Origin of the sequence: Streptomyces sp. NBC_00400 (assembly GCF_036048035.1) — a bacterium.
Classification (GTDB): Bacteria; Actinomycetota; Actinomycetes; order Streptomycetales; family Streptomycetaceae; genus Streptomyces.
Map to the genome: position 1 here is coordinate 6,665,226 of NZ_CP107940.1, position 18,025 is coordinate 6,683,250.

Genomic DNA, 18,025 nt, shown 5'->3' on the forward strand with positions numbered 1-18,025 from the left:
TCCCTGCCCATGTCCCTGCCCCCGCGCCCCCTGCATCTGGCCGTCGCGCTGGACGCCCCGCGACGGCCCGGCGCCCCGGCCGCCTACGCCCCGGCCGCCTACGCCCCGGCCCCCTCCGACACAGCGCACTTCGACGCGGCGCACTTCGTGGCGCTCGCCCGACTCGCCGAGCGCGGCGGCCTCGGCTTCGTCACCCTCGGCGACAGCTTCGCCCGCCCCGGACTCGACGCGCTCGCCGTCCTGGCCCGCGTCGCGCCCGCCACCGAGCGGATCGGCCTGGTCCCCGCCGTCACCACCACCCACACCGAGCCGTTCCATGTCTCCACGGCCGTCGCCACCCTGGACTGGGTCAGCCACGGCCGGGCCGGCTGGAGCGTCGAGGTGTCCACGACGGAGGCCGACGCCGCGCTCTTCGGCCGCCGTGGTGCGGCCCCGCCCGCCGAGGTCTGGCGCGAGGCCGGTGAAGTCGCCGATGCCGCCGCCCGGCTGTGGGACAGCTGGGAGGACGACGCCGAGATCCGCGACCGGGCGAGTGGCCGGTTCATCGACCGGGACAAGCTCCACCACGTCGACTTCACCGGCAGCTCCTTCTCCGTCCGCGGCCCCTCCATCGTGCCCCGGCCCCCACAGGGCCGGCCGGTCGTCGTGGTCGAGATGACCGCTGCGGGGGAGGACGCCGCGGCGCCGACGGATCCGGTCGTGGGGGAGGTGGCCGCCGCCCACGCCGATGTCGCGCTGGTCCGCGCGGAGGACCCGGGCACCGCCGGCGCCGCCCGCGCCGAACTGCGCGCCCGTGCCCGCGGACACGGCCGGGACCCCGGCCACCTGCTCGTCCTGGCCTCGCTGCCGGTCGACCTGGAGAGCCCGGCCGACGCCGCGGGGCTCGCCGAGCTGCTGGGCGACTGGCACGCCGCCGGCGCCGCCGACGGCTTCCATCTGCGGCCCGCCGACCCGGCCCGCGACCTCGCGCTGCTCGTCGACGGCACCGTCCCCGTGCTCCGGCACCGAGGTCTGCTGCGCCGCTTCGACCCCGGCGCCACGCTGCGCGAGCACCTCGGCCTGCCGCGCCCCGCCAGCCGCTACGCCCCCGCCCGGGAGGCCTCCTGATGTCCCCGGCCGCACCGGACGCTCCGGCCCGCACGCAGATCCATCTGGCCGCGCATTTCCCCGGCGTCAACCACACCACGGTCTGGGCGGACCCCCGGTCGGAGAGCCAGATCGCCTTCTCCTCCTTCGCCCGTCTCGCCCGCACCGCCGAACGCGGACTGTTCGACTTCTTCTTCCTGGCCGAGGGGTTGCGGCTGCGCGAGCACAAGGGCCGCATCCACGACCTCGACGTGGTCGGCCGGCCCGAGTCGATCACCCTGCTCAGCGCCCTGGCGGCGGTCACCGACCGGCTGGGCCTGGCCGCCACCGTCAACGCCACCTTCAACGAGCCGTATGAACTCGCCCGCCGTCTCGCCTCCCTCGACCACCTCAGCGGCGGCCGGGCCGCCTGGAACGTCGTGACCACCTCCGACGCCTTCACCGGCGAGAACTTCCGCCGCGGCGGCTACCTCGACCGCGCGGACCGGTACACCAGAGCCGCCGGATTCGTCGCCACGGCACGGGAGTGGTGGGACTCCTGGACACAGGACGGACAGCCGCGCCCGGTCGATCACCGCGGGGAACACTTCACCGTCCGCGGTGAATTCACCGTGCCGCGCAGCCCGCAGGGCCACCCCGTCGTCATCCAGGCGGGGGACTCGCCCGAAGGCCGGGAGTTCGCCGCCTCCGCCGCCGACGTGATCTTCACCCGGCACAGCGGCCTGGAGGCGGGCCGCGCCTTCCACGCCGACGTCAAGGGCCGGCTCGCGGCGTACGGCCGGCAGCCCGGCGACCTCAAGATCATGCCGGGGGTCACCGTCGTCCTCGGCGACACCGCGGCCGAGGCCCGGGAACATGCCGCCGAGATCCGCCGGCAGCAGGTCTCCCCGCAGAATGCGCTGCTGGCGGCGGAGCAGATCTGGGGTGTCGACCTGTCCTCGTACGACCCCGACGGGCCGCTCCCGGACCTCGACCCGGTCCCCGGCAGCGAGCTGGCGCAGGGCCGCGTCAAGATCGCCGACCCGAAGGCCGTGGCCGCCAGATGGCGGGCGCTGTCGCAGGCCAAGGGGCTGTCGCTGCGCGAGACGGTCATCGAGACCACCGGCCGGCAGTCCTTCATCGGCACCCCGCAGGCCGTCGCGGCAGAGATGGAAACCCATGTGCGCACCGGCGCCGCCGACGGCTTCATCCTGGTGCCCCATCTGACCCCCGGCGGGCTGGACGAGTTCGTCGACCGGGTCGTCCCGTTGCTCCAGGAGCGCGGTGTGCACCGCACGGAATACGCCGGTACGACGCTGCGCTCCCACCTCGGGCTGCCGGAGCCCGTACACCGGCCCTTCCCGCCGCCCGGCACCACCCTGCCCGTCGCTCCGCCGGCCGGCGAGCGGAACCGCGTCGTCCGCTGATCCGTCCCACCCCCGACCGAGGGGGTCAGCGCCGCCCCGGCAGCCGTCAACGAGGCTGCCGGGGCGGAGTGTTGCGGTGATGCGGCCATGAAGCACGTGTATCCGGCGCAAGACAATCGTGTGGACCTCTTGCGCTGCGGGGGTGGCGCGCCCGAAACTCCGCTCAGCGCTTGTCAGGGGCACGCTGAAAATGAACGTGCGGATTCTCGCGTGCCCTTCGGCTGCGCCTCACGGGCTGCCCACCGGCGGCCCCCCGATCCCCCTCGGAGGAATCAGTGAGGAACGAGCGCACCACCCCCCGCAGCGGCGTAGCGAGACGCACCCGGCTGATCGCCGTGGCGTCCGGACTGGTGGCCGTCGGCGCCATCGCCATCCCCACCGCCAACGCGCAAGACCCCGCCCCCGCAAGGACGTTCAGCGCCACCCAGCTCACCGCCGTCGGCCGGGCGATACGCGGCGCGGATGTCGCGGGCACCGCCTGGCGGGTCGACAGCAAGAGCCACACCCTGGTCGTCACCGCGGACCGCACGGTCTCCCAGGCGGAGATCGCCAGGGTCGAGCGGGCCGCGGGCAGCAACGCCGATGCGGTCCGCATCGACCGGATCGCGGGCACCTTCCGCAAGTTCATCTCCGGCGGCGACGCCATCTACGCTCCCGGCTGGCGCTGCTCACTGGGCTTCAACGTCCGCAGCGGCAGCACCTACTACGCCCTGACCGCCGGTCACTGCACCGACGGCAATCCGCCGTGGACCACCGGCTCCGGTGCGAGCATCGGCCCGACCGCGGGCAGCAGTTTCCCCGGCAACGACTACGGCATCATCAAGTACACCGGCTCGGTCTCCCACGAGGGCACGGTCGGCAGTCAGGACATCACCAGCGCCGGCACCCCCTCCGTCGGCCAGTCGGTCACCCGCCGGGGCTCCACCACCGGCATCCACAGCGGGAAGGTGACCGCGCTGAACGCCACCGTCAACTACGGCGGCGGCGACATCGTCTCCGGACTGATCCAGACCACCGTCTGCGCCGAGCCCGGCGACAGCGGCGGCCCGCTCTACTCCGGGACCAAGGCGCTCGGCCTCACCTCCGGCGGCAGCGGCGACTGCACGTCCGGCGGCACCACGTTCTTCCAGCCGGTCACCGAGGCGCTGAGCGCCTACGGGGTGAGCGTCTACTGACGCCGGCCGGCTGACGACCGTACGGACCGGTCCGCGCGCACCGGGACCGTACGGGGGCAACCGAACCGATCGCCGGACCCGGCTCCGGCAGCACAAGGGCCCCCGTCCACCGGTGGACGGGGGCTCGCCCGTGCCGCCCGCGCCTGGCGGCGCCCGGCAGCGCCCGCTGTGAGCCTCCTCGCCCGCCTCCCCTGGCCGGGCATACCATGGGAAACAGCGCGATTCGGACGGCGCGCGGCACACGTCAGGGAGCCGTGATGGTCGAAGAACTGGTGACGGCCGGGGTGGCGCTGGCCTCCGTGGGGGCCGTGTATCTCGTGGCCGCGGCGCGGGTGGTCAAGCAGTACGAGCGGGGTGTGGTGCTCCGGCTGGGGCGGCTGGCCTCCGAGGTGCGCGGGCCGGGGTTCACCATGATCGTTCCGGGCATCGACCGGATGCGCAAGGTCAACATGCAGATCGTCACGATGCCGGTGCCCGCCCAGGAGGGCATCACCCGGGACAATGTGACCGTCCGGGTCGACGCGGTCGTCTATTTCAAGGTCGTGGACGCCGCGGACGCCGTCATCCGGGTCGAGGACTACCGCTTCGCGGTCTCGCAGATGGCGCAGACCTCACTGCGGTCGATCATCGGCAAGAGCGAACTGGACGACCTGCTGTCCAACCGGGAAAAGCTCAATCAGGGCCTGGAGCTGATGATGGACAGCCCGGCCATCGGCTGGGGGGTGACCGTCGACCGGGTCGAGATCAAGGACGTCTCGCTGCCGGAGACGATGAAGCGGTCGATGGCCCGCCAGGCGGAGGCGACCCGGGACCGGCGGGCCCGGGTGATCAACGCCGATGCCGAGCTGCAGGCGTCCAAGAAGCTGGCCGAGGCGGCCGAGGCGATGTCCGACCAGCCCGCGGCGCTGCAACTGCGGCTGCTGCAGACCGTGGTGGCGGTCGCGGCCGAGAAGAATTCCACCCTTGTCCTGCCTTTCCCGGTCGAACTGCTGCGGTTCCTGGAGCGCTCCGGGCTGCAGGCCCAGGCGGAGACCGCGGCGGCCGAAGCGGAGCGAGGGGCCGCGCGGCGGCCGGCCGGTCCGGCGAAGCCCGGGGTCTCGCGAGCGGCCGTCGAGGGCGGCGAGGGGGGCGCGCCGCCCCCGGAGCTGGAAGACCTTCCGGACGCCGAGGACCTGTCGTAGCGGCGGAGTGGGCAGTTCGTCCCTGATGTCCGTCCGGTCGCCGTATATGCCTTCTTATGCGGTCACTTGCGGCGTTCTCTGCTGCGCGGGGGCCGGTTCCCGGCTGCCGTTTTCCGGCCAGCTATAGTCCTCACACGTTGCCGTCCGCCGGGCGCCTGGTGTGCCCGCTGATGTCCGCACTCGGGGCCGAGGCGTGCGGACATCGGTGTGACCGTCGTGTGGCGAAATGGTGAACTCCCGTATGTGAGACCGGAACCCGGTCTTGTGCGCGAGTGAGGCGGATGGCAATACTCGGCTCCGCACGCGGGCATGGACGCGCCTCCCGGGATCCGCTCCCCGGGCAGATCCGTTCCTGCCCCGATTCCTCACTCTCCGGGCCCGGACAACTCCCCACAGTTTCCGGGCTCTTCCCCCCACGGAGGCTCTGACTTGAAGCACCGTCGCATACCCAACCGGCGCGTCATCGTCGCAGGTGCGGGAGCCCTTGCGCTCGCCGCCACCGCCACTGTCACCCTCGCCAACGCCAACGCGTCCACGGCCCCCGCGCGCACCCCCGCGCTCGCCAAGCTGACCTCCACCGCGGCGTCGGCCCTCGCCTCCCACCTCAAGACGGACACGGCCGGTTCCTTCTACGACGCCAAGGCCAAGAAGCTGGTCGTCAATGTGGTGAACAAGGCGCAGGCCCAGGCCGTGCGGGCGAAGGGGGCGGAAGCCAGACTCGTCAAGCACACCTTCGCCCAGCTCGACTCGGCCCGGCGGACGCTGAAGTCGAAGGCGACCATCCCCGGCACGTCCTGGGGCATCGACCCGCAGAGCAACAAGGTCGTGGTCACCGCCGACCGCACGGTCAAGGGCACCAAGCTGGACCGGCTCACCAAGGTCGCCAAGGCCCTCGGCGACAAGGTCGAGGTGCGCCACAGCAAGGGTGAGTTCAAACCCTTCATCGGCGGCGGCGACGCGATCTGGGGGAGCGGGGCCCGCTGCTCGCTCGGCTTCAATGTCGTCAAGGACGGCAAGCCGTACTTCCTGACGGCCGGCCACTGCGGCAACGAGATCAAGAGCTGGTCCGACAAGCAGGGCGGCTCGGCGATCGCGACCACCGAGGACTCCAAGTTCCCGGGCGACGACTTCTCCCTCGCCAAGTACACGGGCGACACCGCGCACCCCAGCGAGGTCGACCTCTACAACGGCAGCACGCAGAAGATCACCAAGGCCGCGGAGGCCACCGTCGGCGAGAAGGTGCAGCGCAGCGGCAGCACCACCCAGGTCCACGACGGCACCGTCAAGGCGCTGAACGCCAGCGTCAACTACCAGGAGGGCACGGTCGAGGGTCTGATCCAGACCGATGTCTGCGCCGAGCCCGGTGACAGCGGTGGCGCGCTCTTCGACGGTGACGCCGCGATCGGTCTCACCTCCGGCGGCAGCGGCGACTGCTCCCAGGGCGGCGAAACCTTCTTCCAGCCGGTCCCGGAGGCCCTGAAGGCCTACGGCGCGCAGATCGGCTGACCCCGCGCGGCGGCGCGCTCCTCCCGGCGCACGGCACCCCTCCAGGCGCACGGCACCGGCTCCCGGATGCTCGGCGTCCGGGAGCGGGCGCCGGCCCACGGTGCCCGCCGCACACGACGATCCCCGGGCACCATCCACCGGTGCCCGGGGATCTGAAGCAGCTCGGCCGAGCTCAGATCGGATCAGCTCAGAACGCGAAGACCGCGTCGCTGTCGTTCCTCATCGCGCAGGGGTTGGCGAAGGTGTAGCTGTACGAGACCCGCTTGCCCTGCCACACGCCGTCCGCGGTGACCACGAAGGGGTTCCACTCCTTGGTGCACAGGCGCTCCGAGGTGGCGCCGGTTATCGCGGTGAAGTCGCCGGCCACTGCCCGCAGCTGGGTACAGGCGGCCTTCGGGTCGGGGTGGCTGCCCCTGGCCCCGGGCATACAGCTGAGCGTCACGGCGCGCTGCACCGTGGCGGTCGCACGGCTTTCGCCCTGGCCCACCGTCAGCACCAGTTCCGTCGGGGCGTACAGACCACCGGTCCGCGTCGGCTGCGCCGGTGCGGCGGCCTGTGCGGTGGTGGCCAGCGTGCCCAGGACCAGTGCCGCGCCGAGCGCGACCGCCCCAGTGATGTACCGCATGACGAACACTCCCTTGCTCGAAGGTGCAGATACCGGACGGGAGTCTGGCCCAACCGCACCCCGAAAGCATCCTGAGTGTGCATAAGGCGATCGCTTTGAGTCATTAGGCGAAAGCTGAGAGTAATGGCGCGAACGCAACCGGAGGCGGTGCGGGTCGCCCGGAGGGAAGGCGGGTTCGGCCAGCGGGGATGCGGCGCCGGTCATGCCCCTGGCAAAGGTCACCCGCACCCGGAAGGGAAGAATCCGGCCGCCGACCGGCCGTTCGGGCGGGTTTCGATCTCCGGCGATTGGCCGAAGAGGAGGGCCCGAGGCGCCCTCCGTGCTGCCCGGGGCGCCCGCTGAGGTAAGAACCGGCCACCGGCGGCTCGGCTTACCGGGCCGGGGGCCGGTGTTCCCGGTCGTGTGCCTCGTCGAGCTGCGGCAGTCCGGCCGTCAGCGCCCGCAGGCACCGCACCACCAGCTCGCCGGGCCCCCGCGGGCCGTCCGGCGCCCCGTCCCCCGCCGCCCACTCCTCCACCGCGACCCGCATCGCGGTATTCGCGGCGGCCGCGGCCAGTCGCACCTCCAGACCTTCCGCGCCGGTCAGCCGTGCCAGGAGCGGCACCAGCGCCTCCTCGGCGTCGTGGTGGACCCGGTGCCAGACCGCGCGCAGCGCGGGATCGCCGGGCATCGCCCGCAGCAGTCCGCGGGTCCAGCGCAGGGCCTCCGCGGCCGGTTCGTCGGCGGGGGTCAGCGCCCGGCGGGCCGACCGCTCCAGCACCTCGCGTACGGGAGGTGCGCCCGGCCCGGCCGATGCGGCGGCGAGCTCGTCGGTCCACTGCCGCACCCCGTCGGCGAGCAGCGGCCGCACCGCCTCCTCCTTGGTGCGGAAGTAGCGGTAGAAGGTGCGCAGCGCGACTCCCGAGGCGCGGGCGATGTCGTCGGCGGTGACGGCGGTGCCGCGCTCGGCGAAGAGCGCCGCCGCGGTACGGGCGATCTCCAGCTGGGTCTCGGCCTTGCGCCGTTCGGTGAGCGAGGCGCGGGGGAGCGGGGCCGGGCGGGGTGAGGTCGGCATGGCGTCAGCCTACGGAACTCCGCGCCGTAGTGGCACGTAACGTGAGATTGGCACGATGTGCCAGTCAGACGTACTGTGCCAATGCGCTCACGTACCGACGCACCTCAACGCACCAACGCACATCGAGAACGGAACCGGACCATGAACCGCTTCGACGGCCGCCGCACCCTGATCACCGGAGCCGGCTCGGGCATCGGCCGGGCCACCGTCCACCGGATCCTCGCCGAGGGCGGCCGGGTGGTGGCGGCGGACATCGACGCGGCGGGTCTGCGGGCCACCGCCGACCGTGCGGCCGCGGACGGCGCCGCCGGACGGCTGGAGACCACAGTGCTGGACATCGCCGACGAGGCGGCGGTCCGCACCGCCGTCCCCGCCGCGGTGGCCGGCCTCGGCGGCCTGGACGTCCTGGTCAACGCGGCCGGCATCCTGCGCGCCTCGCACACCCACGAGACCGCCCTGGCCGACTTCCAGCAGGTCATCTCGATCAACCTGACCGGCACCTTTCTGATGATCCGTGAGTCGCTGCCCGCGCTCCTGGAAGGCCGCGCGCCGGTCGTGGTCAACTTCAGCTCCACCTCCGCCTCGTTCGCGCACCCGTACATGTCGGCGTACGCGGCGAGCAAGGGCGGCATCCAGTCCATGACGCACGCCATCGCGAGCGAGTACGGCAAGCAGGGGCTGCGCGCGGTCTGCGTGGCGCCGGGCTCCATCGCCAGCGGCATGACCAACGGCGGCGTCCCGGGCCTGCCCGAGGACGCCGATACGAGCCTGTTCGACAAGCTCACCCCGGCCCTCGGCGAGGGCTTCGCGAGCCCGGACACGGTCGCGGGCGTCATCGCGATGCTCGCCTCACAGGACGGCGCGTTCATCACCGGCACGGAGATCCGGATCGACGGCGGCACGCATATGTGAGCCGTGGGGCGGTGGGGGGCTGCCGGTGGCCGAGCCGCCGGCCCGACTACTCGACCTCAGCGAGGCGGACTGTCTCCGGTCTTGGCTCTGCGGGGGACACCGGGCCTCAGCGCCCCGGGGCTCGTGCCGCGAGAACGGGGATGGAGGCGATCTTCCGCGCGTTCAGGTGCTCCCACATCAGCCCGGAGGGGCGATGGGGCGACAGGCAGGTGATGACCTCTTCGGGCGTCACGATCACATTCACGCCGACATCGTGTGTGGTCGCCGGCATTTCCTCGTCGAGGACTTGCAGCCCGTGCACAGTGGTGACGACGACGGTGTGCTCGCCGATGAGCCCGGCCTCGGTGAGGAACGCGAACTCCAGGTCGGAGTAGCCGGCCCCCTTGCCGATACGCACCCCGGCCCGGTTCACGGCGACGCTGCCCAGCACCACCATGTCCACCGGCTGGAGTGCCTCCACGCCCACTTTGGGGGCGATGTCGGCAGCAATCCGGCTGGAGGCAGCTTCGGTTGGAGGGATGGTGAGGGCCGCGGGGTCCAGCAGGTAGAAGGGGCGGGGGTCGGCGAGCTTGGGCACGGCCATGAAGACGGTCTTGCCTTCGGAGAGCGCGAGCGCGCGCACGGGGAGTTGGGCCTTGTCGGGAACGGACTTGACCACCCGCGCGTGCTTCCAGGCGGGCAGCTCGCCCAGCCTGGCGGCTGCCTCCTGCGATCCGACGAAGTTCGGGATGCGGCCGTGCGTGGTGGCATCGTGGCTGGCGCCGTTGGCGTCCAGGATGTCCCATACGCGCTCGCGCACTTGTTGCTTCTCGCGGTCCACGTCCGTGACCGTCTGCTCGTCGTTCATGCCGCCTCCATCAGTGCCAACAGGCGATCCTGGGCCTGGGGAAGCCGCAGGCGAGAGCGTGGTGTCCGCGGGCGGCAAAGTCGGTCAGCGGAGCGGTGTGGCGTCTCTTTGCCACTGGTGCCCGCGCCGTGCAGAACTGCAGCCGCAAGGGGGGACTTCTTGGACCGGGACGAGCAGACCCCATGAGCCGCAGACCGAAGCGGATGCCGTCTGCGCTAACCGGCCCTCTTGGCCTGGACGTCTTCGGCCGTCAGGGCCTTACCGCCGATTGCCCATGCGCCGCTGGGCGTCTCGGTGACCACGACATGTGTCACCGGGCGCAGTGCCTCGCCTTCGATGGCGATCAACGCCTCGGAGACATCTTCGACCATCTTCTGCTTCTCTTCGGGGGTGAATACCCCTGCGATCACCTTGATGTCAATGAAGGGCATCGGATGCCTCCCACGTGATGGTGAGATCCGGCCGTCATGCCGCTCTTTCCGGCGAGCCGTGACGCCGATGAGGTCAACGACTGCTTGTGCAGGCATGTTTCTCCCAGTGTCGCAGATCGGCTCCGATGACGTGCGGGAGCGCGGGCCCCTACGCCCCGCCGGGCATCACGCCTGCCCCGTTTCGAACCGGCTCACCTTTCCGTCCTCCACCGTGAAGTGCCAGCGGGTACGCATCTCGCCCCAGGTGTCGTTGCGGTAGTCCGCCACGAGGGAGAGGCCCTGATGTGACTCGGACTGCACGTCCATGTGTCCTCGGGTGGTGAAGATCTCCCGTTCGCACCACTCGCGCAGATCCCGGTCGGATCCGTCGTCGGACATGGTGGCGTCAGGGGTGAGGGTGGCGAAGAACGCCTGCTCGTCATTGCCGTTGAGGGCCGTGACCAGGGCGCGTACCGCGGGGTGGGAGAGCCGGTTGGGGGAGATGGTCATGAGGGGTTCCCGCCCTTCTTGCGGAAGATCGACAGTGCCGGGGTGATCAAGGTGCCCGGCAGGTCCTGGCAGGCCGGGGTGGTGGCGCCCACCGCGAAGACGACTGGGGCGCTCAGCCCCCACAGCCCGAGGAAGGCGCCGGGCAGGGTGCTGCGGACGCTTTTGCTCGCCATCTTCCGATGGGGGGTGGGGGTGCGCAGAGCGGGTGGGGCTGATCGGCGGAGGGCGGGGGTGGCCCTCGGCACGTCTTCGTACGAATGTTCGATGGGCGGGTTATGGTGGAGGGGAGGAACGAGGGACACAAGGGAAACAAGGTCAGCCGGGGGCGGGTGAGGTGCAGGAGGTGCGGATGCCCGGGTTCACGCATCTGCACACCGCTTCGGGGTTCTCCCTGCGCTATGGCGCCTCCCCTCCGGAGCGGCTTGCCGAGCGCGCCGCCGAACGCGGGATGGATGCCCTCGCGCTGACCGACCGGGACGGGCTCTCCGGGGCCGTACGGTTCGCCAAGGCCGCCGCCGAGGCCGGAATCCGCCCGCTGTTCGGCACCGAACTCGCCGTGGCGGAGTGTGAGGCGGGCCCCGTCGGCACCGCTACCGCGCGGCGGCGCACCCCGGTGCGCGGTGGCGCCTTCCTCGACGAGTCCGCCGCCCGCGCCGTCTTCCTGGCCCGCGACGGAGCGGCCGGCTGGGCCGCCCTGTGCCGGCTGGTCTCCGCCGCCCACGCCGGCCGGGCCGAGCGGCCCGTCCTCCCGTGGAGCGCCCTGGAATCCGCCGCGGACGGGCTGACCGTGCTGCTCGGGCCGGACTCCGAGGTCGGCCGGGCGCTGGCCGCCGGCCGCCCGGACCGCGCCGCCCGGCTCCTCGCTCCCTGGCGCGAGCTCTACGGCGAGGCGCTGTGCCTGGAGGTCGTCGACCACGGGCGGCCCGGCAGCGGCCCGGGCTCCCCGCGGCTGGCCGCCCGCACCCTCGGCTTCGCCGTCGACCAGGGCGTCCGCGCCGTCCTGACCAACGCGGTCCGCTATGCCGATCCCGGTCAGGGGCCGGTCGCCGATGTCCTGGACTCCGCCCGCCGCCTGGTGCCGGTGGACCGGCACCGGCCCGAGTCCTGGGACAGCGGCGAGCGCTGGCTCAAGGACGCCGCCACCATGCGCCACACCGCCGAGCGGATCGCCGAGGCGGCCGGATTCCGGCGCGGCCTGGCCCACCGGCTGCTCACCATGACGGAGGAGACCGCCGGTGCGTGCCTGGTCGACCCGCAGGACGACATCGGGCTCGGCCGGGTCCACTTCCCCGAGCCGCGGCTGGTCGGGGCCGGCCACCGCACCGCCGCCCGGGTACTGCGCTCGCGCTGCGCCGCCCGGATGGTGCTGCGCGGCTACGACCGCGACCGCGCGCGCTGGGCGCGGCTGGACGACGAGCTGCGCACGATCGAACGGCTCGGCTACCCCTCGTACTTCCTGACGGTTGCTCAAGTGGTGGACGACATAAGGGAGATGGGCATCCGGGTCGCGGCCCGCGGGTCCGGCGCCGGGTCCCTGGTCAACCACCTCCTCGGCATCGCCCACGCCGACCCGGTCGAGCACGGGCTGCTGATGGAGCGCTTCTTGTCCGAGCGCCGGGCGGCGCTGCCGGATATCGATATCGATGTCGAGTCCGCCCGCCGGCTGGAGGTCTACCGCGCGATCTTCGACCGCTTCGGCGCGGAGCGGGTCGCGACCGTCTCGATGCCCGAGACCTACCGCGTACGGCACGCCGTACGGGATGTGGGCGCCGCCCTGGGCATGGACCCGGCGCAGGTGGACCGCCTCGCCAAGGCCTTCCCGCACATCCGCGCCCGCGACGCACGGGCGGCGCTGGCCGAGCTGCCGGAGCTGCGCGGGGTGCGGGAGGCCGGCGACGAGCGGCTGTGGCAGCTGGTCGAGGCGCTGGACGCGCTGCCGCGCGGGATCGCCATGCACCCGTGCGGGGTGCTGCTCTCCGACGCCACGCTGCTGGACCGTACGCCCGTCGTGCCCACCAGTACCGAGGTCCCGCACGCCGGGGGCGGGGAAGCCGGCCCGCTCGCCATGTCCCAGTTCGACAAGGAGGACGTGGAGGACCTGGGGCTGCTCAAGCTCGATGTGCTGGGCGTACGGATGCAGTCCGCGATGGCGCATGCGGTCGCCGAGATCGGCCGGGCCACCGGGCGCCGGATCGATCTCGACGACCCCGCGCAGGTGCCGCCCGGCGACCGGGCGACCTACGACCTGATCCGCTCGACCGAGACACTCGGCTGCTTCCAGATCGAGTCGCCGGGCCAGCGCGACCTGGTCGGCAGGCTGCAGCCCGCCACCTTCCACGATCTGGTCGTCGACATCTCCCTCTTCCGGCCGGGGCCGGTCGCCGCCGATATGGTGCGGCCCTTCATCGAGGCCCGGCACGGCCGCAGGCCGGTCCGCTATCCGCACCCGGACCTGGCGGAACCGCTGCGCGAGACCTACGGGGTGGTGGTGTTCCACGAGCAGGTCATCGAGCTGCTGCGGATCATGACGGGCTGTGCCCGGGACGAGGCGGACGAGAAGCGGCGCGCCCTGTCGCACCCCGAGCTGCAGGGCCGGCTCCGCGCCTGGTTCGCCCGGTGCGCCGAGCGGCGCGGCTATCCGCCCGACGTGATCGCGCGCACCTGGGAGATCGTCGAGGCCTTCGGCTCGTACGGCTTCTGCAAGGCGCATGCGGTGGCCTTCGCGGTGCCCACCTACCAGTCCGCCTGGCTCAAGGCGCACCACCCCGCGGCCTTTTACGCCGGGCTGCTCACCCATGACCCCGGGATGTATCCGAAGCGGCTGCTGCTCGCGGACGCGCGGCGGCGCGGGGTGCCGGTGCTGCCGCTGGACGTGAACCGGTCGGCGGTCGCTCACCGGATCGAACTGGTGTCCGGCTCCGGTGGTGGCGGACCCCGCTCCGGTGCGGTCTGGGGCCTGCGGCTCGCACTCTGCGATGTGCACGGTATGAGCGAGGCCGAGGCGCGGCGGATCGCGGCCGGGCAGCCCTACCACTCCCTCCAGGACCTGTGGCAGCGGGCCAGGCCGAGCCGCCCGGTGGCCGAACGCCTCGCCCGGGTCGGCGCGTTGGACGCCTTCGGCGCGAACCGGCGGGATCTGCTGCTGTACCTCGCCGAGCTGCACCGCCACGGACGGCAGGCGTCCGGCGGTCAGTTGACGCTGCCGTCCGGGGCCCTGGACGGCGCGGGCGCACAGCGGGCGGCGCCGGCCGATCAGGTCGAGCCGGCGGGGCTGCCCGACCTCAGCGATATCGAACGGCTCAGCGCCGAGCTGGGCGTCCTCGGCATGGACACCTCCCGCCATCTGATGGCCGACCACCGGGATTTCCTCGCCGAGCTGGGCGCGCTGCCGGCCCGGCTGCTGCGCAGCGCCCGGCACGGCGAGACGGTGCTGGTCGCCGGGGCCAAGGCGGCCACCCAGACGCCACCGATCCGCTCCGGCCGCCGGGTCATCTTCACCACGCTCGACGACAGCACGGGTCTGGTCGACTGTGCCTTCTTCGACGACTCGCACGAGGCGTGTGCGCACACCGTCTTCCACTCCTGGCTGCTGCTGGTGCGCGGTACGGTCCAGCGGCGCGGCCCGCGCAGCCTCAGCGTGGTCGGCGCCGCCGCCTGGAACCTCGCCGAGCTGGCCGAACTCCGCCGCGAGGGCGGGCTGGAGGCGGTCGCCGCCCGCCTCGCGACGGGACCTGAGAAGCCGGAGGGGCAGGAGGGGCAGGAGGGGCGGCACGAGCCGGCGGCCGGGGCGGACGACGGGCAGGACGGGGCGGGCAAGGGGCCGGGGGAGGGGCCGAAGGGACACGGGGCGGGCCGGGAACCCGCCCCGGGCGCCGCCCCGGGCCGGACCATCCGGCTGGAGACCGGCTATGAGCTGCACCCGTGGGCCGACCTCCAGCCCGCGGGCGAACGCGCCGCCACCGGACGCAAGTTGTGGCACTCCAGCCCGGGGAGCGCGGGATGACCCCCGCACCGCCGGAGCCGCCCGCCGCACCGCCGGAGCCGCCCGGTGCCCCGCCGGAGCCGCCCGCCGCACCGCCGGAGCCGCCCGGCGCCCCGCGGCAGCCGGGCATGCTCCACATACGCTTCCGGGCCGCCGACGGCACCCCCGTGAGCGCCGGAGAGTTCGAGCAACTGCTGCGGCTCCTCGCGCGGTTCACCCCGGTGATCGAGGCGTTGCCGCCGGACGCCGCGCTGGCGGATGTGCGCGGTGCGCTGCGCTACTTCGACCGGGACGCGGCGGGCATCGCCGAACTGGTGCGGCTGCGCGCGCTGGCCTGGCACGGCGTACGGTGCACGATCGGGATCGGCGCCAACCCGCTGCTCGCCCGGATGGCGGCGCAGGCGGCGGCACCCGGGGAGATCCGGGCCGTCCCCGAGGACACCGAGGCCGTCGCCGCCTTCCTCGACCGACGCCCTGCCTCGGCACTGCACGGCGTCGGCCCGGCCACCGCCCGCGCCCTGTGCGCGTACGGGCTCGACAGCGTCGGCCGGATCGCCGCCGCACCGCCCGCGACCCTGCAGCGGATCCTCGGCGCGAAGACCGGCCGCCTCGTGTACGAGCGGGCCCGCGGCATCGACCCGACGCCGGTGACGCCCAACGCCGCGGCCCGCTCGATGGGCGCGGAACACCGCTTCGCCCACGACGAACTGGACCCGGCCAGGCGCCGCCGGGCACTGCTCTCGCTCGCCGACGACCTCGGTGCCCGGATGCGCGCGAGCGGGCAGGTGGCCCGTGCGCTCACCCTCACCGTCCGCTACGCCGACCGCTCCACCACGACCCGCACCCGGCGGCTGGACGGGCCGACCGCGCACGGGCCCGCGCTGACCGGGGCGGCCTATGCGCTGCATGCCGCGCTCGGGCTGCAGCGGGCGCGGGTACGGTCCGTGGCGCTGCGCGCGGAGGATCTGTGCCGTGCCGAACTCGCCGCGCGGCAGCTGACCTTCGACCCGTCCGACGACAAGGCGCACCGCGTCGAGGCGGCCGTCGACCGGGCCAGGGCGCGCTTCGGTGCCGGGAGCGTACGCCCCGCGGCGACACTCGGCCCGCACGGCCGTAAGCCCCCGCCCCCGGGCACCAAGCCCCTCGGCCCCGGGGCCGTCCGCCCGTAGGGGGCATCTCCCCGAGGGTGTGCCCCCGGTGCCTCAGCCGTAGAGCTTCTTTGCGTACTCCGGGCCGTAGTGCCGCTCCAGCTCCTCCAGCGGCATGTCCTGGAGCTCGACGCCCTTGACGATCCGGGCCCGCGAGGGCAGGGCGTCGGGCTGCCAGGTCTCCGGATTCCACAGCTCCGAGCGCAGGAACGCCTTGGAGCAGTGGTAGAAGACCTCCTCGACCTCCACCAGCAGCGCCAGCCGCGGGCGGTTGCCCTTCATGATCAGCGCGTCGAAGAACGGGGCGTCGCGCAGCAGTCGGGCGCGGCCGTTGATCCGCAGGGTGTCACCGCGCCCCGGGAGGAAGTAGTCCAGGCCGACATGCGGATTGCCGAGGATGTTCCTCATGCCGTCCAGGCGCTTGTTGCCGGGGCGGTCCGGGATCACCAGCGTGGTGTCGTCCAGGACATGGGTGAATCCCGCCGGGTCGCCCTTGGGCGAGACGTCGCACCGGCCCTGCGCATCCGCGGTGGCGATCACACAGAACGGCGAGCGGGCCAGCCACCGGCGGTCCAGGTCGTGCAGCCGATGGCGGGTCTTGTTCGCCGCATGGGAGCTGGGCTCGCCGACCAGCTCGCGCAGTTCCCCCTCCGACGAGACCTCCACCATGCCGGTCAGATCCGCTGTCCCCGTCGTCTCCGTCGGTGTCATCGGTGTCATCGGTGCCATCGGTTTCCCCTCATGCCCTTTGTGCCGCGGTCGCTGGTCAAGGCGCTGTCGGCCGTGATGTCACTGGTCAAGGCCTTACCGACTGTACGGGACGGCTCCGGTCCCTGGCGGCCGCACGGACGGAACCGGGCACCGGCATACCGCCGGCGCTCTGCGTCCCGGACGTCCGGTGAGGGTCATGTGTGGCTTCCTTCACCGTCGCACCGCTGGCACGCCGTGCTTACCCAGCCGTAACTTACTTGCCAGTCAACTGCGTTGACCCTTGCGATCCGGATCGCGTGAACGGCTCACCGAGCACTTCGGAGTCCCCTCACCCCGCAAGGAGCATCGTATGAAGCTGCGCTGGTCAAGAACGCTCACCCTCCTTCCCGCCCTCGCGCTGGCCCTCGGTCTCACCGCCACCGCGCCCGCCGCTGCGGACGCCCACCCGTCGCCCACCACCACCCCGGCCGGAGACGCTGCGCGCCACCTCTCTCATGCGTCGCCCACCACCACCCCGGCCGGAGACGCTGCGCGCCACCCTTCTCATGCGTCGCCCACCACCACCCCGGCCGGAGACGCTGCGCGCCACCCTTCTCATGCGTCGCCCACCACCACCCCGGCCGGAGACGCTGCGCGCCACCTCTCTCATTCCGCCGTCCGCAGCGGCTGGAACAACTACTCCTGCAAGCCCTCCGCCGACCACCCGCGCCCGGTGGTCCTGGTGCACGGCACCCTGGGCAACGCCATCGACAACTGGCTCGGTCTCGCGCCCTATTTGGTGGCCCGCGGCTACTGCGTCTTCTCCCTGGACTACGGGCAGCTGCCCGGCGTCCCGTTCTTCCACGGGCTGGGGCCGGTCGACGCCTCCGCCCAGCAGCTCGCCGACTACGTCGACCGGGTGCTGGCCGCCACCGGCACCTCGAAGGTCGATATCGTCGGCCACTCGCAGGGCGGCATGATGCCGCGGGTCTACATGAAGTTCCACGGCGGCGCGGGCAAGGTGAACGCGCTGGTCGGGCTGGCCCCCGACAACCACGGCACCGACCTGGACGGGCTGACCCGCCTGCTGCCCTACTTCCCCGGTGCCAAGCAGTACCTCGACAAGGCGACCCCGGGCCTGTCCGACCAGATCGTCGGCTCGGACATCCTCAACCGCCTCAACGAGGGCGGCGACACCGTCCCCGGAGTGCACTACACCGTGATCGCGACCAAGTACGACGAGGTCGTCACCCCCTACCGCACCCAGTTCCTGGACGGCCCCGACGTGCACAACGTCGTGCTCCAGGACCTGTGCGCCGTCGACATCTCCGAGCATGTGGCCATCGGCCTCGTCGACCGCGTCGCCTTCCACGAGACGGCGAACGCCCTCGACCCGGCGCACGCCACCCCGACCACCTGCGTGTCGGGCTGACCGGGGGCCGGTGCGGCCCACCGCCGTACGGGTGGTGGGCTCGTCCCGTACGGCGGTGGGC

16 protein-coding genes are annotated in these 18,025 nt (G+C 72.7%); 9 read left to right on the forward strand and 7 right to left on the reverse strand.

Annotation, left to right across the window (positions count from 1 at the left end):
* The first annotated feature begins 9 nt into the window (after positions 1–9).
* From OHS81_RS29150 to OHS81_RS29170, 5 genes are all read left to right on the forward strand, one after another.
* Positions 10–1,107, forward strand: a complete 1,098-nt coding sequence (locus tag OHS81_RS29150; RefSeq protein WP_328391498.1) for an LLM class flavin-dependent oxidoreductase — start codon at positions 10–12, stop codon at positions 1,105–1,107.
* On the forward strand, positions 1,107–2,492 hold the full coding sequence (locus OHS81_RS29155) for an NtaA/DmoA family FMN-dependent monooxygenase (protein WP_328388082.1): 1,386 nt from the start codon (positions 1,107–1,109) through the stop codon (positions 2,490–2,492). The genes OHS81_RS29150 and OHS81_RS29155 overlap by 1 nt, the downstream gene beginning before the upstream one ends.
* Positions 2,493–2,767: 275 nt before the next feature.
* On the forward strand, positions 2,768–3,667 hold the full coding sequence (locus tag OHS81_RS29160) for a S1 family peptidase (RefSeq protein ID WP_328388084.1): 900 nt from the start codon (positions 2,768–2,770) through the stop codon (positions 3,665–3,667).
* 257 nt (positions 3,668–3,924) lie between these two features.
* Positions 3,925–4,848 carry a slipin family protein gene (locus OHS81_RS29165; protein ID WP_328388086.1) on the forward strand — a complete coding sequence of 308 codons (924 nt, stop codon included), beginning with the start codon at positions 3,925–3,927 and terminating at the stop codon, positions 4,846–4,848.
* Between the two features lie 429 nt (positions 4,849–5,277).
* The gene (locus OHS81_RS29170) at positions 5,278–6,354 is read left to right on the forward strand and encodes a S1 family peptidase (protein WP_328388088.1); all 1,077 of its coding nucleotides are present in this window, start codon (positions 5,278–5,280) and stop codon (positions 6,352–6,354) included.
* Positions 6,355–6,541: 187 nt separating this feature from the next.
* Here OHS81_RS29170 and OHS81_RS29175 read toward each other — a convergent pair whose 3' ends face one another.
* On the reverse strand, positions 6,542–6,979 hold the full coding sequence (locus tag OHS81_RS29175) for a subtilase-type protease inhibitor (RefSeq protein ID WP_328388090.1): 438 nt from the start codon (positions 6,977–6,979) through the stop codon (positions 6,542–6,544).
* 370 nt (positions 6,980–7,349) lie between these two features.
* Positions 7,350–8,033 (reverse strand): TetR/AcrR family transcriptional regulator, encoded by a 684-nt coding sequence (locus tag OHS81_RS29180; protein WP_328388092.1) that lies wholly within the window; start codon positions 8,031–8,033, stop codon positions 7,350–7,352.
* A 141-nt stretch (positions 8,034–8,174) separates the two neighbouring features.
* On the opposite strand from OHS81_RS29180, the gene OHS81_RS29185 reads away from it, so the two are divergent.
* On the forward strand, positions 8,175–8,945 hold the full coding sequence (locus OHS81_RS29185) for an SDR family NAD(P)-dependent oxidoreductase (RefSeq protein ID WP_328388094.1): 771 nt from the start codon (positions 8,175–8,177) through the stop codon (positions 8,943–8,945).
* Between the two features lie 106 nt (positions 8,946–9,051).
* Here the strand turns inward: OHS81_RS29185 and OHS81_RS29190 are convergent, their stop codons facing one another.
* The 4 genes from OHS81_RS29190 to OHS81_RS29205 all read right to left on the reverse strand — a co-directional run bounded on the left by OHS81_RS29190 (position 9,052) and on the right by OHS81_RS29205 (position 10,885).
* On the reverse strand, positions 9,052–9,792 hold the full coding sequence (locus OHS81_RS29190) for a 5-formyltetrahydrofolate cyclo-ligase (protein ID WP_328388096.1): 741 nt from the start codon (positions 9,790–9,792) through the stop codon (positions 9,052–9,054).
* 215 nt (positions 9,793–10,007) lie between these two features.
* The gene (locus OHS81_RS29195) at positions 10,008–10,223 is read right to left on the reverse strand and encodes a tautomerase family protein (RefSeq protein ID WP_088796979.1); all 216 of its coding nucleotides are present in this window, start codon (positions 10,221–10,223) and stop codon (positions 10,008–10,010) included.
* A 165-nt stretch (positions 10,224–10,388) separates the two neighbouring features.
* Entirely contained in the window at positions 10,389–10,712 is a 324-nt protein-coding gene (locus OHS81_RS29200; RefSeq protein WP_328388098.1) for a nuclear transport factor 2 family protein, read from the reverse strand.
* Entirely contained in the window at positions 10,709–10,885 is a 177-nt protein-coding gene (locus OHS81_RS29205) for a hypothetical protein (RefSeq protein WP_328388100.1), read from the reverse strand. The genes OHS81_RS29200 and OHS81_RS29205 overlap by 4 nt, the downstream gene beginning before the upstream one ends.
* A 176-nt stretch (positions 10,886–11,061) precedes the next feature.
* On the opposite strand from OHS81_RS29205, the gene OHS81_RS29210 reads away from it, so the two are divergent.
* Positions 11,062–14,715 (forward strand): DNA polymerase III subunit alpha, encoded by a 3,654-nt coding sequence (locus tag OHS81_RS29210; RefSeq protein ID WP_328388102.1) that lies wholly within the window; start codon positions 11,062–11,064, stop codon positions 14,713–14,715.
* Positions 14,712–15,863, forward strand: coding sequence for a DNA polymerase Y family protein (locus OHS81_RS29215; RefSeq protein WP_443058782.1), 1,152 nt, complete (start codon positions 14,712–14,714; stop codon positions 15,861–15,863). The genes OHS81_RS29210 and OHS81_RS29215 overlap by 4 nt, the downstream gene beginning before the upstream one ends.
* A gap of 33 nt (positions 15,864–15,896) precedes the next feature.
* On the opposite strand, the gene OHS81_RS29220 is transcribed toward OHS81_RS29215, so the two are convergent.
* Positions 15,897–16,562 (reverse strand): pyridoxamine 5'-phosphate oxidase family protein, encoded by a 666-nt coding sequence (locus OHS81_RS29220; RefSeq protein ID WP_328391502.1) that lies wholly within the window; start codon positions 16,560–16,562, stop codon positions 15,897–15,899.
* Between the two features lie 340 nt (positions 16,563–16,902).
* Between OHS81_RS29220 and OHS81_RS29225 the strand changes: the two genes are divergently transcribed.
* Positions 16,903–17,964 carry an alpha/beta fold hydrolase gene (locus OHS81_RS29225; RefSeq protein WP_328388104.1) on the forward strand — a complete coding sequence of 354 codons (1,062 nt, stop codon included), beginning with the start codon at positions 16,903–16,905 and terminating at the stop codon, positions 17,962–17,964.
* Positions 17,965–18,025 lie beyond the last annotated feature (61 nt).